Origin of the sequence: Mycolicibacterium sichuanense, from assembly GCF_033741125.1 — a bacterium.
Lineage (GTDB): Bacteria > Actinomycetota > Actinomycetes > Mycobacteriales > Mycobacteriaceae > Mycobacterium.
Map to the genome: position 1 here is coordinate 139692 of NZ_JAWQPU010000007.1, position 15404 is coordinate 155095.

Sequence of the window (15404 nt, forward strand, 5' to 3'; positions counted from 1 at the left end):
TAACCCCCAGACGGTGGTGGCGCCACCGTGGACGACGGCGGCCGTCCCAAGGACGGAGAATGGATTCCGTCCGACGGGCGTGGCGATGTGCGGTTTGCCTCCGCCGGCGAGGCCAATGCTGGCACTCTTGGCGTGCGCCGGACCGTCCACCCTGCGCGCGCCTGCACCGAATCCGACGATGGGAGAACACGACATGCCAGACGCCGCCGATCACGACGCGCCGACCTACACCGACGTACCGGTGGGGATCGACGCGACCGGGATGCGGACCGAGTTCGACAGCCTCGGCACCGTCGACGTTCCGGCCGACCGGTACTGGGGTGCCCAGACCCAGCGCTCGCTGGAGCACTTCTCCATCGGCAACGACCACATGCCCATCGAGGTATACCGCGCCTACGGCCTGGTGAAGAAGGCCTGTGCGCTGGTCAACGAGCGCGCCGGCCGGTTGCAGGACTGGCGCGCGAAGGTGATCGTGCAGGCGGCCGACGAGGCAATCGCCGGCAAGCTCGACGGTGAGTTCCCACTCTTCGTCTGGCAGACGGGCTCCGGCACACAGAGCAACATGAACGTCAACGAAGTGTTGTCCAACAGGGCGATTCAACTACTCGGTGGCGAACTCGGCAGCCAGCAGCCGGTGGGTCCCAACGACCACGTCAACATGGGCCAGAGCAGCAACGACACCTTCCCCACCGCGATGCACATCGCCGCGGTGACCGAACTCGACGACCGCCTGATTCCCCGGGTCGAGGCCCTCCGGGACGAGATCGCCGGCAAGGCCGCGCAGTGGGCTGACGTCGTCAAGATTGGTCGCACCCATCTCGAGGACGCAGTTCCCCTCACCGTCGGACAGGAGTGGTCGGGATACGCGGCCCAGCTCGACGCGTGCATCGAGGAACTGCGGCATGCCCGAAAGGGGCTGCTGGAGTTGGCCGTCGGCGGCACTGCCGTCGGCACCGGCCTGAACGCCCCTGCGGGATTCGGCGCCGACGTCGCCGCAGAACTGGCCGAACTGACGGGCACGGAGTACGTCACCGCGCCGAACAAGTTCGCGGCGTTGGGATCACTGGACGCGATGGTGCGCGCCCACGCCGCGCTGCGCGGCCTCGCGGTGGCGCTCATGAAGATCGCCAACGACATGCGCTGGCTCGCGTCCGGCCCGCGGTGCGGACTGGGTGAGTTGGTGTTGCCCGCCAACGAACCCGGGTCCTCGATCATGCCGGGCAAGGTCAACCCGACGCAGTGCGAGGCGCTGGTGATGATCGCCATCCAGGTGATCGGCAACGACACGGCCGTTGCGCTGGCGGGCTCTCAGGGCAACTTCGAGCTCAACGCCATGCGCCCGGTGATCATCAACGACTTCCTGCACTCGGCGCGGATTCTGGGCGACGGGTGCGAGAAGTTCCTCGAGTTCTCGGTTCGCGGAACGACTCTCAACACCGACCGAATCGGCAAGTACGTCTCGGAGAGCCTGATGCTCGTCACCGCGCTCAGCCCGGTCATCGGTTACCAGAACGCCGCCCACATCGCCGAGGACGCGCTGGCCAAGGGCACCACGCTGCGCGAGGCGGCGGTGGCCTCCGGGCACGTCACCGGTGAGCAGTTCGACTCGGTGGTCGATCCCCTGGGCATGGTCGGCAACGGTCCTGGCGGGGCTTGATGGGCGGTGAGGTGCAGACCGGCGCGCCGGTCGACCCGCTAGACGTCGTGCTCGACGCGGTGGTGCTGCTGCACGTCGACGCCCAGTCGACGGGCATGACCCTGACGGCCGTCGACCGGTTGAACCGTGGCTTCGGCACCGAGGCCACGCTGGTGCCTAGCTGGCCGGCGCTGCAGCTGATCGGATCGGATGGTTCGGTGCGCGTCGCGGGCGTCTCGCCGACCGCGGTGAACATGCGCCGGGTGGCGACGGCGATGGCGGCCATCGACGCCGCGCAGGACGGCCCATTGGATCCCGTCGACGTGCGGCGCCAGCTGACCGCCGCGCAGCGCGAACCGGTGTCGAACACCTGGCTGTTCGCCACCGCCTGTGCGACGGGTGCCGGCGCGCTGGCGGTGCTGTTCGGGACGCACGATCCGTTGACCGTTGCGATCGTGGCCCTCAGTGCGGCCCTTGGCGGGTTGGCGCGGCGTGGCGTGGACCGCCTCGGCGGCGGCATCCTCACCCAGGCGTTCACCGCGGCGCTGGTCGCCGGCCTCGGCGGCGTCGCCGCCCACCACGTCGGCATCCCCGACGCCCTCGGGCTGGTCGTGCTGTGCCCCGCCATGGTGCTGGTACCGGGGCCGCACATCCTCAACGGCGCCCTCGACCTCCTCGCGCTGCGCATCACGCTGGGGCTCGGCCGGCTCGGCTATGCGGCGCTGATCCTGGTGGCGATCGCCACCGGGTTGATTCTCGGGGTGGCGGCGGGGGGATTGACCATCTCGGTCGCGCAACCCGCGACCAGCGTGCCGCTGTGGGTCGACGTGATCGCGGCCGGCGTCGCGGCTGGCTCGTACCCGGTCTTCTTCTCGATGCCGTACCGGATGATCGGGTGGCCAGTCGGTTTCGGCATGCTCGCGCACGCCGCGCACTGGTGGCTGCTCGGCATCGGGCGGGTGGATCTGGCCACCGCCGGACTGGTGTCCTGCCTCATCATCGGAGCGCTGCTGGTACCGGTGTCGCATCGGCTGCGAATCCCGTTCGCCGCGATCGGGTTCGCCTCGGTGGTGGCCATGGTGCCCGGCGTCTTCGTGTTCCGGATGCTCAGCGGTCTGGTGCAGTTCGCGTCCGCACCTTCCCCGGAGCTACTGACCTCACTGTGCTCCGATGGAGCCGTCGCCGTTCTCGTCATCGCGGGCCTGGCGACTGGGCTTGCGGTGCCGATGCACGCGTACGCCGTGTTCAGTGCCGCCTCGGACAAGCGGCGAATCTAGTGCGAGTCAGACCTTCTCGGTGGCCACGAACACCGTGACGTAGCCGATCGGAATGCCGGTCTTGGCGGCAATGCACTCGCGCGCCGCGATCTCGACCGTCGCCCTGCGCCTGGCGTGGGTGACGGCGCCGATCTCGGGGACGCGGATGGTCCAGCCGTCGATCTCGCGGCTGACCTCGATGTCGAAACACTGGCCGACGGTGGGGCACTGCACGCGGGGAGCGAAGCTGTGCCGACGGGCGCCGCGCAGGGCATGCGGGCGCCGCAGAGCGGGCTGAACAGTCATGGGGAAAGTTTCCTGAGTCGACGACGAACCGCGGGCAAGAGTAATGCGTGAACACCCGGATCACCTAATCGCTTGACCGATGTGCTAATCGGGGCGACTGGCCCGGCGAACGCGGTTCACCTGGGGTTCATCGCGGCTTCTACTGACAGTAGGAACGCGTCGCCAGCGCCAGCCCCCGCTGGTAGAGCTCGTCGAGGTGGCGGGCGACGGCGACGGCGTCCCTGACGGCCTGAAGCTCGGCTGGGCATCCGCTCGAGTGCAGTGAATCCCATTGTCCGGCAATCTCACTGACCATGGTGCGGTTGAGCGCGTCGATCGTCGACCGGGAGTTCGCCAGGTTCGGTGCGGCGGTGGGGGCGCTGGCCGGATCCAGCTTCCAGTCCCCGAAGAGGGCGTACTCCACCCCGACGGTCGCGTCGATCTGGTTGCGTAAGGCCGCCGTCACGTAGGTCGGGTCGACACCGCGCTCGGTGGCGGCCGCCGCGACCGCGTCGAGCACCTGGCGCTCCCTGGCGGGATCCTCGATGGACCCGCCGGTGGTCCACTTGGAGGCGGCGACGTCGTCGGCGGTCTGCAGACGCGTCGCGGCTGCGTCGACCAACGCGTACAGGGGAGGTTGTTCGTCGGCGCGGGCCGGGGCGGGTACGGCGGTCGTCGTCAGCGCGAGGGCCGCGGTGACGAGCACGGCGCGGACGAGGAGGGCGGCAGGGATCATGCCGACACGCTAGCCAGTGCCGGGCACCCGGTGGCCAGCAAATGCCGGACCGAGACGGTGCTGCCCAGTAGGTTGGAGCGTCCGACGATGGGAGACAAGATGCGGCGCACGGGTCGATACGGGGTTCTCGGCGTGTGCGCGCTGATGCTCGTCGCTTGCGGGAGTTCTGGTAACTCAGGGCAGGTCAACGGGACTGGGCAGCAGTCAGCCACCAGTGCGACCACTTCGGCGCCGCCACGGCCGGTGGTCAGCCCCGCGCTGCTCGACGTCGGCCCGTATCCGGTGAAACCGCGGCCGCCGCTGGGTGTGGCGGGAAACCCGGGAATGGGTGCGGTGGTGGACGCCCGGAACATGGCCGACTTCGTGGTGGGGCCCTGGGAGGTCGACGACGAGCTCGTCGACACCTACCTCAACAGCTACTACGTCATCTCCACCACCGACGTGTTGCAGCAATTGGGTCCCGAGGCCATCGCTGCCGCTGCCGCCCAGCACGGGATGATCAACGGGTTTGCCTCGGCCCGCCAGGAATCCGAGAAGGCCTCGATGGTGAACGCCGTGATGCGCTTCCCCGATCCGGCTGCCGCCGTCGCCGCCAGTGCCGCGATGGGCGACGCCTCGGCCAAGCAACCCGTCGCCGGGATCCTGCCTGCCGCCCAGCCCATCCCCGGCCATCCCGACACCGTGGCCTCCACCTACCCGTTCACGCCGCACGGGTCGAACCAGCCAAGGGCTGCCGTCAGATCGTTCACCGCGCACGGTCCGTACGTCTTCATGCAGTTCGTGCAGTCCGGCGACGGGCTGGACCGGGCCACCTCGCTGGTGGCCAAGGCGATCGACGCGCAGGCCCCGATGATCGACCAGTTCACCCCGGCCCCCGATCTCGCCGCCGTTCCCCTGGATCCGACCGGGCTATTGGCCAAGATCCTGCCGGCCGCAGTCTCGGCCGCGGCCAAGAACGCGGTCTACGCCGCCCGCGGTGCCGAACACTTCCAGAGCAATCCACTGGCCTCGGCGACGCTGTTCAAGGACACCGGCACCACGCAGGTGGGGATGGGAAGCACGAACGTCTATCAGACCAGGGACGAGGGGTCGGCGCAGATGATCGTCGACTCCTTCGACAAGGAGGTGTCCTCGGAGGGCACCACACCCGCCGACGGGGTCAAGGCCCTGCCCGACAGCCGCTGCCATGCCCTGGCCAAGGGTTTCTACTGCGTGGTGCCCGCCGGCCGGTACGCCATCGAGGCCCGCAGCGAGCAGCTGCTCGACGTCCATCAGCAGCTGGCCGCGCAGTACGTGTTGCTCACCACCGGCTGAGCGGGTCGCCGGGTCACCGGCGCGGATCGGGCGTTCCCACCGGCGGAAGGCGGCGTCGAGCAGCGGGCGGAATGCTCCGTCGTTCTTCAGCTCCGCCGCCATGGTGCCCAAGGGACAGGAGGTGGCGGTCGTCGGTGGCGGTGCCCTGTTGGTCGCCGTACTCATCGTGGGTCAGACCGTCGGTGGGTGGTTGCGGCCGCTGGAGCTGCTGTTGCCCAGGGGACGTAGCCATGGCGACGGTCTCAACGACTTTCAGATCAACCGCGCCGCGGCCGCCGCGGGCCGACCTGACCCGGGATCGGCCGCCGTGTCCTCGCTCGAGCGATTTGGAGCGTTCAATCACGCTCGCCTGCAACGCAATCAGGTGCTACACCCCGACTCTCTGCTCGCCCTGCGGGTCAACGGCGCCGAGCTATCAGCTGACCACGGTTACCCGGCCAGGATCGTCGTTCCTGCCCTTCCTGGGGTGCACTGCACGAAATGGGTTGCCTCGATCGACTTTCGCCCACCGCGGGTCGCGTCGATCAACTACCTCCGGATGCCCACGCTGGCAGCCGGTTTGACCTTCCTGCTGTTCCTGCCCGGAATCATTCGGCAGGGTGGCCTCACCTACACGGCGGCCACTGGCCTGACTCAGGAGCCGTACCTGGGGCGCTGGCTGCTCTTGGTCGCGGGTTTCTACCTGACCAGCGCGGTCTGCTACGTGGTCCGCAGCATCACGACCAGGACTCGTCGAGCTCACCGAGCGACGCGATGAGGACGCTGTTCGCCGAGTAGTCGACGGGGCAGGCGATCACGCTGACGGTGTCGGCGGCCAGCGCCTCGCGAAGGGTCGGCAGCAATTCGTCGGCCGAGGCGATCCGGTACCCCGTGGCGCCGAAACTCTCGGCGTAGGCCACGAAGTCGGGGTTGTCGAACCGGGTGTCGACGTTGTGCCCGATCTCCAGATCCATCTTCCAGCTGATCAGCCCATAGGCGTCGTCCACCCAGACCAGGATGACGATCGGGGTGCCGACACGCAGGGCGGTCTCGATCTCCTGAGAGTTCATCAGGAACGACCCGTCACCGGTGGCGACGAGGACGTTGGCCGACGGCCGGGCGATCTTCGCGGCGATGGCACCGGGCAGGGTCCACCCCATGGTGGACAGGCCGTTGGAGATCAGGCAGGTGTTGGGCTCGTAGGTCGGGTAGAGCCGTGCCATCCACATCTTCAGGGCGCCGGTGTCGACGAGCACGATGTCCTCGCGGCCCAGGGCGGCCCTGGTGTCGGCGACGATGCGGGCGGGTGCCAGGGGGAACCGGTCGTCGTCGCGGCCGCCCTCGAGTTCGGAGGTGAGCAGCTCCCGGATGCGTTCCTGACCGGATGTTGGTGGATGCTCGCGGTGCACCGCGGCAGCGAGCTCGTCGAGGCATCCGCCGATGTCGGCGTGCAGTCCCACCGAGACGTCGTAGTGCGCGTCCACCTCGGCCGGGAAGCGGTGCACGTGAATGATCTTGGTGTCACCGCGGGGATTGATCCGGATCGGGTCGAATTCCTGCAGTTCGTAACCCACCGCCACGATGACGTCGGCCTGATCGAAGCCGAAGTTGACGTAGTCGTGCCGCATGAAGCCGACGGCGCCGAGCGCAAGGGGGTGGTCGTCGGGCATGACGCCCTTGCCGTGGAACGTGGTGGCGACGGGGATGGCCAGGGTGTCGGCGAAACGGCGGACCGCGTCGGCCGCGCCGGAGCGGGCCGCCCCGTGCCCGGCGAGCACCACCGGATTGCGGGCGGCGCCGAGGATGTCGGCGGCCCTGGCGATCTGCGTCGCCGATGGATCGTCGGGGCGGGGGATGTTGACGCGCAACGGCAACGATCCCTCCGGGGCGTCGGCGGACTCGACGTCCTCGGGCACGGCCAGGTACACCGCGCCGGGGCGTTCGGTCTGCGCGAGCTTGAACGCCTTGCGCACCATCTCCGGCACCGCACCGGGCGTTGCGACCAGCGCAGACCACTTGGTCACCGGCGCGAACATCGACACCAGGTCGACTCCTTGATGGGACTCCTTGTAGCTGCGCTTCATGCCGACCTGAGCCGAGAGGGCAAGCACTGGTGTCGAATTCGTCGTCGCGTCGGCCACACCGAGCAGCAGGTTGATGGCGCCCGGGCCCAACGTCGCCGAGCACACGCCGGCGTTGCCGGTGAGCCGGCCGTACACCTCCGCCATGAAGGACGCACCCTGTTCGTGTCGGGTGAGCACGTAGGAGATCGACGAACGCGACAGCGCGTCGACCAGCCGGATGTTCTCCTCGCCCGGAATGCCGAAGACGTGGGTGACGCCCTCGTTCTCCAGGCATTCGACGATCAGTTCGGCGGTGGTTCGCTGCGAATCTGCCATCTTGTGAACCTTAGACCGCGCGGCGCGTGCGCGGTCGGCGCCCCACGTCTCCGCTACCGCCCGGTAGTTATCCTCGAGTGAGCCCGATCGACGAGGAAAGAAGCCCCATGAAGCGCACCCTGTTCGATGCCGATCAAGACGCATTCCGCGAATCCGTCCGCGAGTTCGTCACCCGCACCGTCGAGCCTGCCGAAGAGAAGATGATCGAGCAGCGGTTCGTCGACCGTGACACCTGGCGGGAAGCCGGTCGCAACGGGTATCTGGGTCTGGAGGTGCCGGAGGAGTACGGCGGCAGCGCCGCGGGTGACTACCGGTTCAACGCGATCCTCAACGAGGAGCTGGCGCGTTCCAGTGCGGCCATCGCCTCGGCGTTCAGCATCCAGTTCGACATCGTCGCGCCGTACCTGGTGAAGCTGACGACCGAGGAGCAGCGCCAGCAGTGGTTGCCGAAGTTCTGCAGTGGTGAACTGATCACGGCGATCGCGATGACCGAACCGTCCGGCGGATCCGATCTGGCCGCTCTGAAGACCACGGCCGTCAAGGACGGTGACGACTACGTGATCAACGGCTCCAAGACGTTCATCACCAACGGCACCCAGGCCGATCTCGTCATCGTCGCCACGCGCACCTCTCCAGAGAAGAAAGCAAGGGGGATAACCCTTTTCGCCGTGGAGTGCGACGACCCAGGCTTCACGCGGGGCCGCAAGCTCGACAAGGTCGGCCAGCCCGAGGCCGACACCGCCGAGTTGTTCTTCGAAGACGTCCGGGTGCCGTCGTCGCGCCGGATCGGCGAACTCGACGGCGGGTTCATTCACATGATGCAGCTGCTCCCGCAGGAGCGGATCAGCGGCGCCGTGCAGAACCTCGCCCATGCGCGACGCAGCCTCGAGGACACCGTGCAGTACGCGCAGGACCGCAAGGCCTTCGGTCAGCAGATCGGCTCGCTGCAGTGGAACAAGTTCCTGCTGGCCGAGCTGGTCACGAAACTCGATGTGGCGCAGGCGTTCATCGACAACTGCGTGGTGGCTCACACGCACGGCGAGCTGTCGGCGATCGACGCCGCGAAGGCGAAGTGGTGGAGCTCGCAGGTGCAGAACGAGATCCTCGACCACTGCGTGCAGCTGCACGGTGGTTATGGCTACATGAACGAGTACCGGGTCGCGCGGGCGTGGAAGGACGCGCGGGTCACCAAGATCTGGGCGGGGTCCAACGAGATCATGAAGGAACTCATCGGGCGCGATCTGGGGCTGTAGCCGCGCGATTCGTGCACGCTCGGTTGCGCGAGCCGCAACCGCGTGTGCACGAATCGCGACTCAGGAGAGGTCGACCGACACCTCGAACGAGGCCCGGTCGGCGCGATACACGTCGCGGGCGAACTCCACCCGACGGCCGTCCGTGCTGAACGTGGTCCTGGTGAGCAGGGTGCCCGCGGCACCGGGCCGGACGTTGAGCTGGGCGCTGGAGGCGTCGTCGAGGACGATCGACTCCAGGACCGCGGTGGAGCGGCTGAGTTCGATGCCGTAGCGGTCGCGCAACGTCGCCCACAGCGAGCCCTCGTCGGCCAGATCGAGGATGCCCGGGGTGAGATCGGCGGGCAGGAACGTGGTCTCCAGGGCGAAGGGCACGTCATCGACGGTGCGCAGCCGGTGGAAGGCATGTACCGCCGCCCCGCCGGCCAGGTCGAGGGCCAGCCGCACCGAGGGGGTTGGCTCCTGGAGCTCGGCCCACAGCAGGTGCGCCGCGGGATGGCGACCCAGCCGCGACACCTCCTCGGAGAAGCTGCCGATGTGGAATCGCACCCGGGGTTCGGCGACGAAGGTTCCGCGCGGCGGTCGCCGGTAGACCACGCCCTCGGTCTCCAGCAGGGACAGCGCCTGGCGGGCGGTCATGCGGCTGACCTGATGCTGCTCGGCCAGTTCGCGCTCCGACGGCAGCAGGGTGTGCGGTCCCAGCTGGTCGACGACGATGCGGTCGCGCACCTGGGCGGCGATGGCGAGGTAGCGCGGCGTGGCCGGCGCCCGCCGCTCGCTGCCCGTTGCCGTCACCCCTGCAGGGTAGTGCGGCCAAGAGCCCACTTGGTCCAGACCACCTCGAAACGACGCAACATTCCCATTCGGGTTGACGGGTTCGGACACCGCTCCCATACTTTGGTTCACCCACATGGTCTATACCAACTGGAGGAACCAATGTCCGATCCGCAGCCCGCGGCCCGCTCCGGCGGTGACGAGGCCGAGCTGGCTCAGTTCGGCTACCAGCAGTCGATGGAGCGCCATACCGGCAAGTTCGCGTCGTTCGCGGTGGCGTTCGCGTTCGTCTCCATTGCCACCGGCATCTTCACCACCTACGGAGCGGTACTGAATTCCTCTGGCCCCGTCGGCATCTGGACCTGGCCGATTGCGGTCGTCGGGCAGCTGGCCGTCGCCTTCGTGCTCGGCACCATCGCCTCGCGGATGCCGGTCACCGGTTACGCCTACCAATGGATGTCGCGGCTGGCCAACCCGGTCCTCGGCTGGATCATCGGTTGGATCTCGTTCACCTTCCTGGCGATCGTCGTGGTGGCCGTCGACTACACGATCGCCTCGACGGTCCTGCCGGTCCTGTTGAACTACGAGGGCACCAGCGCCGTCACGTGGGCAGTCACCGCGGCCGTGCTGCTGGCCCAGGCGACCCTGCTCGCACTGTCCACCAGGTGGAGCGAACGGGTGAACAACGGCGCCGTGTCCCTCGAGCTCATCGGCATGGTTTCCCTGACGCTGCTGCTGCTGATCGTCGCTGCCGTCCGCGGTGAGATGGACTTCGGCAACCTCTTCAGCAAGGGAGCCGTTGCAGCAGAGGGCTTTTGGAGTTTCGGTGATTGGACTTCGGCCGGCCCGTGGATGCTCGGCTTCTTGCTCGGCGCATTCACCATCGTCGGCTTCGAGTCGGCAGCCAACCTGGCCGAGGAGACCAACGATCCCGAGCGAGTGGTTCCGCGCGCCATGTGTCAGGCCGTGTTGGCCTCGGGCATCCTCGGTTTCGTCTTCCTCATCGCCGTCACCCTCGCGGCGGGTGACCCGGTGGCGCTCGCCGAGTCGGGCACGCCGATCGCCGACGTCATCAAGCACACCCTGGGTTCGGTGGTCAGTACGCTGCTGTTGCTGATGGTCGTGATCGCCATCTTCGCCTGCGGGCTCGTCATCATGATGACGGGAGTGCGGTTGACGTGGGCCATGTCTCGCGACGAGCGCTTCCCCGGCTGGCAGCAGTGGAACCGGATCTCACCGCGGTTCCACACGCCGCTACGTGCGACGGTGCTGTTCGTCGTCCTCGCCGAACTGATCCTGGCGATCTTCTCCCAATCCGAGGACGCACTGTTCACCCTCTTCGGGGCGGCCACGCTCTTGCCGGCGATCATCTACGCCGCCACGGTCGTGCTCTATCTGGCCAAGCGCAGGCAGCTGCCCGTGAACGGCAAGTTCGACCTCGGGGGGTGGGAGAAGCCGATCCTGGTGGTCGCGGTCGTCTGGCTGGTATTCGAGCTGGCCCTGTTCCGCGATGCCAGCTTCAAGGACGCGTGGCTGTATGTCATCGTGATGGTCGTGATCGGCGCCGGCTACCTCGGCTACCTGCTCGCCCGGCGCGGGCGCGCCGGTCTGGCCATGCCCGACCAACATTCGATCGACGCCGTCCTGGACCACGAAGCGGGTACCGCGCGGCCATGACCCACGTACTGGCCATCGACCAGGGCACCTCGGGCACCAAGGCGATCGTCGTCGACGCCACCGGCCGGGTGGTCTCGATCGCCGAGACCGCCCTGCGCCCGGTGTATCTGGCCGGTGGCGGTGTCGAGCAGGACCCCGAGGCGTTGTGGGAGTCCGTGGTGGAAGCGGGTCGGCGCGCACTCGCCGAGGCAGGGGTGCCCGTGGCAGCGGTGGCGCTGGCCAACCAGGGCGAGACCGTGCTGGCGTGGGACCGCGCCACCGGCCGGCCGCTGACACCGGCGATCGTGTGGCAGGACCGCCGTGCCGAGGGCATCTGCGCGGGGCTCGCCGACTCGGCCGGCGCGGTCGCCCGGTGGACCGGCCTGGTGCTCGACCCGTACTTCTCCGCGCCGAAGATGGCCTGGCTCCGGGCCACCCTGACGCGTGACGGCGTGGTCACCACCACCGACACGTGGCTGGTGCACCGGCTCTGCGGGGCGTTCGTCACCGATACCTCGACGGCCAGCCGCTCCCTGCTGCTGGATCTGGACACCGCCACCTGGAGTGCCGAGCTGCTCGACCTCTTCGGGCTCGCGGACGAGGCACTGCCCGACATCGTCGCCAGTGACCAAGTCGTCGGCGAGACGACCGCATTCGGCGAGGTTGCCATTCCGGTCGCCGGCCTGATCGTCGACCAGCAGGCCGCGTTGCTGGCCGAGAGCTGCCTGGACCCCGGTGCGGCCAAGTGCACCTACGGCACGGGGGCATTCCTGCTCGCCCAGCTGGGTGCGAACGCTGCCCGGTCCGGTGCCGGCCTGACCACATCGGTGGCGTGGACGTTGCGCGGTGCCACGTCCTACTGCGCCGACGGGCAGGTCTACACCGCGGCCTCGGCGGTGCGCTGGGCGATCGACCTCGGGCTGGTACCGGCCGCCGACCAGCTCGATGCGGTGTCGACGTCGGTAGCCGACTCCGGCGGCGTGCTCTGCGTGCCCGCGCTGGCCGGCCTCGCCGCGCCGTGGTGGGACGCCCAAGCCACCGCGTCGTTCACGGGCATGACGCTCAGCAGCGGCCGGGGCCACCTGGTGCGCGCGCTGCTGGAGGGCATCGCCGCTCAGGTTGCGTGCCTGGCCGACCTGGTGGCCCAAGACCTCGGGCAACCGTTGACGAGGCTGCGGGTCGACGGCGGGCTGACGCGCTCCGCCGCGCTGATGCAGGCCCAAGCCGATCTGGTCCGCATCCCCGTCGAGGTCTACCCGTCGGCGCATGCCACCCCGCTCGGCGCGGCGGCATGCGCGCGGCTGGCCATCGATCCGATGCTCGGCCCGGCGCAGGTCGTCGGGACCTGGACGCCGTCGCACACCTACGAACCCGTCTGGTCCGATGACCGCGCGGCCGAACATCTCGCCCGCTGGCGGCATGCCGCTGCGGCAGCGACCACCCACGAGGAGTCCCAAACATGACCGACGAGAACCAGATTCGCGACGTCGTCGTCGTCGGAGCCGGAATCGTCGGCAGCGCCATCGCCCGCGTGCTGGCCGGCACCGGGCTGACCGTGACACTGGTCGACGCCCGCGACGACGTCGGGGACGGCACCAGCAAGGCCAACACCGCGTTGCTGCACACGGGATTCGACGCCACCCCCGGCACGTTGGAGTCCCGGCTGGTGGCCCGCGGCTACCACCTGCTCGGCGAGTACGCCGAGGCGACGGGCATCCCCGTCGAGCGCACCGGGGCGCTGCTGGTGGCCTGGACCGACGAGGAACGCGACGCGCTGCCCGGGCTGCGGGACAAGGCCGAGCGCAATGGATATCACGCCTGCGAGCTGGTCACCGCCGAGGAGGTCTACCGCCGGGTGCCCGAACTGGGCCCCGGTGCGCTGGCCGGGCTCACCGTGCCGGGTGAAGCCATCATCTGCACGTGGACGACCAACCTCGCGCTGGCCACCGACGCCGTCCAGCGGGGCGCCGAACTGCGCCGCGGCGAACGCGTCACCGGCGTCGTCGCCCACCAGGACCACACCACGCTGGTCACCACCCGGGGGCGGATCGGGGCCCGCTGGGTGATCAATGCGGCCGGGCTGGGTGCCGACCACCTCGACGCGGCGTTCGGCTACCACCGCTTCACCGTCACGCCGCGACGGGGCGAACTGCTGGTGTTCGACAAGCTGACCCGGCCCATGGTGCCGTGCATCGTCCTGGCCGTCCCGTCCTCGCGGGGCAAGGGCGTGCTGGTCAGTCCCACCATCTACGGCAACGTGATGGTGGGTCCGACGTCGGAGAACCTGACCGACCGCACCGCCACCGGCACCTCGGAGGAGGGTTTCGAGTTCCTCGTCGGCAAGGGCCGGGCCCTGATGCCGACCCTCTTCGACGAGGAGATCACCGCGACCTACGCCGGGCTACGGGCCGCCGCCGACCGCGACGACTACCTCATCGACGTCGACTCCGAGCAGCGCTACGTGCTCGTCGGCGGCATCCGGTCGACCGGGTTGACATCGGGAATGGCAGTGGCAGAACATGTTTCGCAATTGCTTACCGCGACGGGCCTGGACCTGACACCTCGGCCCGACCTGCCGCCCGCGCCGCGGATGCCCAACATCGGCGAGGCCGCGCTGCGGCCCTACCAGGACGCCGGACGCATTGCCGAGGACCCCGAGTACGGCCGGGTGGTGTGCTTCTGCGAGCGCGTCACCGCCGGTGAGATCCGCGACGCGTTCGACTCGGTGATCCCGCCGCACGACCTCGACGGCCTGCGTCGGCGCACCCGGGTGATGAACGGCCGGTGCCAGGGCTTCTACTGCGGTGCCGAGACCGCCGACCTGCTCGCTGCCGGTGTGGGAACCGCCCGATGAGCCGTCCCGACGCCGACGTCCAGCGGGTGGCGGTGGCGATCGTTGGCGCCGGTCCCTCCGGGCTGACGGCAGCGGCGGCTCTGGCCCCGACCGTCGACGGCGAGGTCCTGGTCCTGGAACGCGAGGCGCAGGCCGGCGGAATCCCCAGGCACAGCGACCATCTCGGCTACGGCCTGCGGGATCTGCGGCGCTTCGTCTCAGGGCCCGCCTATGCGCGCACGCTCACCGCCAGCGCGCAGGACGCGGGAGCCCGGCTGGAGACCGAGGCCATGGTCACCGGATGGCGCGCCGAGCGCACCATGGAGGTCACCTCGCCGCGCGGTCGCCGGATCGTCGAGGCCGACGCCGTCATCCTGGCCACCGGAGCCAGGGAGCGGCCGAGACCGGCGCGGCTCATTCCCGGGGACCGGCCCGACGGGGTCTGCACCACCGGTCAGCTGCAGAACCTCGTCCACGTACACCATGCGGACGTCGGCCGGCGCGCGGTGGTGATCGGCGCCGAACTGGTGAGCTGGTCGGCGGTGCTGACCCTGCGTGAAGCCGGGTGTGCCACGGTCGCCATGGTCAGCGCCCATCCGCACGCCGAGGCGTACGCCGCCTTCCGCGTCCCGGGTCGGGCGCTGTTGCGTGGACCCGTGCTGACCCGCAGCCGGGTGGCCCGCATCGACGGCAAGGGACGGGTGCGCTCGGTGGTGGTGGAGAACCTCGACACGGGTGTCCGCTCGGTCATCGAATGCGACACGGTGATCACGACCGGTGACTGGATACCCGACCACGAACTGGCCCGAACTGCCGGGCTCGCAATGGATTCCGCGACGCGCGGGCCTCTGGTCGACGCCGGTCTGCGTACCAGCGTCCCCGGGGTCTTCGCGGTCGGAAACCTGCTGCACCCGGTCGACACCGCCGACGCCGCCGCGCTGGACGGTCGGCACGTCGCCCCGCACGTCCGCGCCTGGCTGACGCATCGGGAACACGACGATGCGGGCACCCGGATCCGGGCCGAGGCGCCGCTGCGGTGGGTCACCCCGCAGCTCGTCACCGCCGGCGGCGGTGTGGCACCGCGCGGTGATCTGCTGTTCTGGGTCGACGAGTACCACCGCGCCCCGCGGTTGCGCGCCCACCAGGACGGCCGCGTCATCGGGACGAGGCGCACGCTCTGGCCGGCGGCGCCCGGCCGGATCTATCGCGCACCGTGGTCGCTGGTGGCGGACGCACGTCCCGGGGGCGGCGACGTCACCGTCGCATTGGAGATCTGAGAAGGTGGA

General features: G+C 69.2%; 13 protein-coding genes. 9 read left to right on the forward strand and 4 right to left on the reverse strand.

Features of this window, described 5'->3' with window-relative positions:
- Positions 1-262: 262 nt before the first annotated feature.
- Together fumC and SBI80_RS21385 are read left to right on the forward strand one after the other, a co-directional pair.
- A complete protein-coding gene (fumC, locus tag SBI80_RS21380) occupies positions 263-1657 on the forward strand; it encodes a class II fumarate hydratase (protein WP_413232778.1) in 1395 nt (464 codons plus the stop codon).
- Entirely contained in the window at positions 1657-2913 is a 1257-nt protein-coding gene (locus SBI80_RS21385; RefSeq protein WP_318976833.1) for a threonine/serine exporter family protein, read from the forward strand. The genes fumC and SBI80_RS21385 overlap by 1 nt, the downstream gene beginning before the upstream one ends.
- Before the next feature lie 6 nt (positions 2914-2919).
- Here the strand turns inward: SBI80_RS21385 and SBI80_RS21390 are convergent, their stop codons facing one another.
- Together SBI80_RS21390 and SBI80_RS21395 are read right to left on the reverse strand one after the other, a co-directional pair.
- A complete protein-coding gene (locus SBI80_RS21390; RefSeq protein ID WP_318977028.1) occupies positions 2920-3126 on the reverse strand; it encodes a long chain fatty acid-CoA synthetase Faa4p in 207 nt (68 codons plus the stop codon).
- Between the two features lie 211 nt (positions 3127-3337).
- Positions 3338-3913, reverse strand: a complete 576-nt coding sequence (locus SBI80_RS21395; protein ID WP_318976834.1) for a chorismate mutase — start codon at positions 3911-3913, stop codon at positions 3338-3340.
- An 87-nt stretch (positions 3914-4000) separates the two neighbouring features.
- Between SBI80_RS21395 and SBI80_RS21400 the strand changes: the two genes are divergently transcribed.
- The gene (locus SBI80_RS21400; RefSeq protein WP_318976835.1) at positions 4001-5227 is read left to right on the forward strand and encodes a DUF7373 family lipoprotein; all 1227 of its coding nucleotides are present in this window, start codon (positions 4001-4003) and stop codon (positions 5225-5227) included.
- Positions 5228-5327: 100 nt separating this feature from the next.
- Complete coding sequence (locus SBI80_RS28260) at positions 5328-5984, forward strand: molybdopterin-dependent oxidoreductase (RefSeq protein WP_413232770.1); 657 nt, start codon at positions 5328-5330, stop codon at positions 5982-5984.
- Here SBI80_RS28260 and SBI80_RS21415 read toward each other — a convergent pair.
- Positions 5944-7605 (reverse strand): acetolactate synthase large subunit, encoded by a 1662-nt coding sequence (locus SBI80_RS21415; protein WP_318976836.1) that lies wholly within the window; start codon positions 7603-7605, stop codon positions 5944-5946. The genes SBI80_RS28260 and SBI80_RS21415 overlap by 41 nt on opposite strands.
- A gap of 107 nt (positions 7606-7712) precedes the next feature.
- Here SBI80_RS21415 and SBI80_RS21420 point away from each other — a divergent pair, with 107 nt between their 5' ends.
- Entirely contained in the window at positions 7713-8858 is a 1146-nt protein-coding gene (locus tag SBI80_RS21420; RefSeq protein ID WP_318976837.1) for an acyl-CoA dehydrogenase family protein, read from the forward strand.
- A gap of 60 nt (positions 8859-8918) precedes the next feature.
- On the opposite strand, the gene SBI80_RS21425 is transcribed toward SBI80_RS21420, so the two are convergent.
- Entirely contained in the window at positions 8919-9650 is a 732-nt protein-coding gene (locus SBI80_RS21425) for a GntR family transcriptional regulator (protein ID WP_318976838.1), read from the reverse strand.
- Between the two features lie 141 nt (positions 9651-9791).
- Between SBI80_RS21425 and SBI80_RS21430 the strand changes: the two genes are divergently transcribed.
- The 4 genes from SBI80_RS21430 to SBI80_RS21445 are packed head-to-tail and all read left to right on the forward strand — an operon-like array spanning position 9792 to position 15395.
- The gene (locus tag SBI80_RS21430) at positions 9792-11306 is read left to right on the forward strand and encodes an amino acid permease (protein ID WP_318976839.1); all 1515 of its coding nucleotides are present in this window, start codon (positions 9792-9794) and stop codon (positions 11304-11306) included.
- The gene (locus SBI80_RS21435; RefSeq protein WP_318976840.1) at positions 11303-12748 is read left to right on the forward strand and encodes an FGGY family carbohydrate kinase; all 1446 of its coding nucleotides are present in this window, start codon (positions 11303-11305) and stop codon (positions 12746-12748) included. The genes SBI80_RS21430 and SBI80_RS21435 overlap by 4 nt, the downstream gene beginning before the upstream one ends.
- Positions 12745-14139: an NAD(P)/FAD-dependent oxidoreductase gene (locus tag SBI80_RS21440; protein WP_318976841.1), complete on the forward strand. Its 1395-nt coding sequence runs from the start codon at positions 12745-12747 to the stop codon at positions 14137-14139. The genes SBI80_RS21435 and SBI80_RS21440 overlap by 4 nt, the downstream gene beginning before the upstream one ends.
- Positions 14136-15395 (forward strand): NAD(P)/FAD-dependent oxidoreductase, encoded by a 1260-nt coding sequence (locus tag SBI80_RS21445; RefSeq protein WP_318976842.1) that lies wholly within the window; start codon positions 14136-14138, stop codon positions 15393-15395. The genes SBI80_RS21440 and SBI80_RS21445 overlap by 4 nt, the downstream gene beginning before the upstream one ends.
- Positions 15396-15404: the final 9 nt, after the last annotated feature.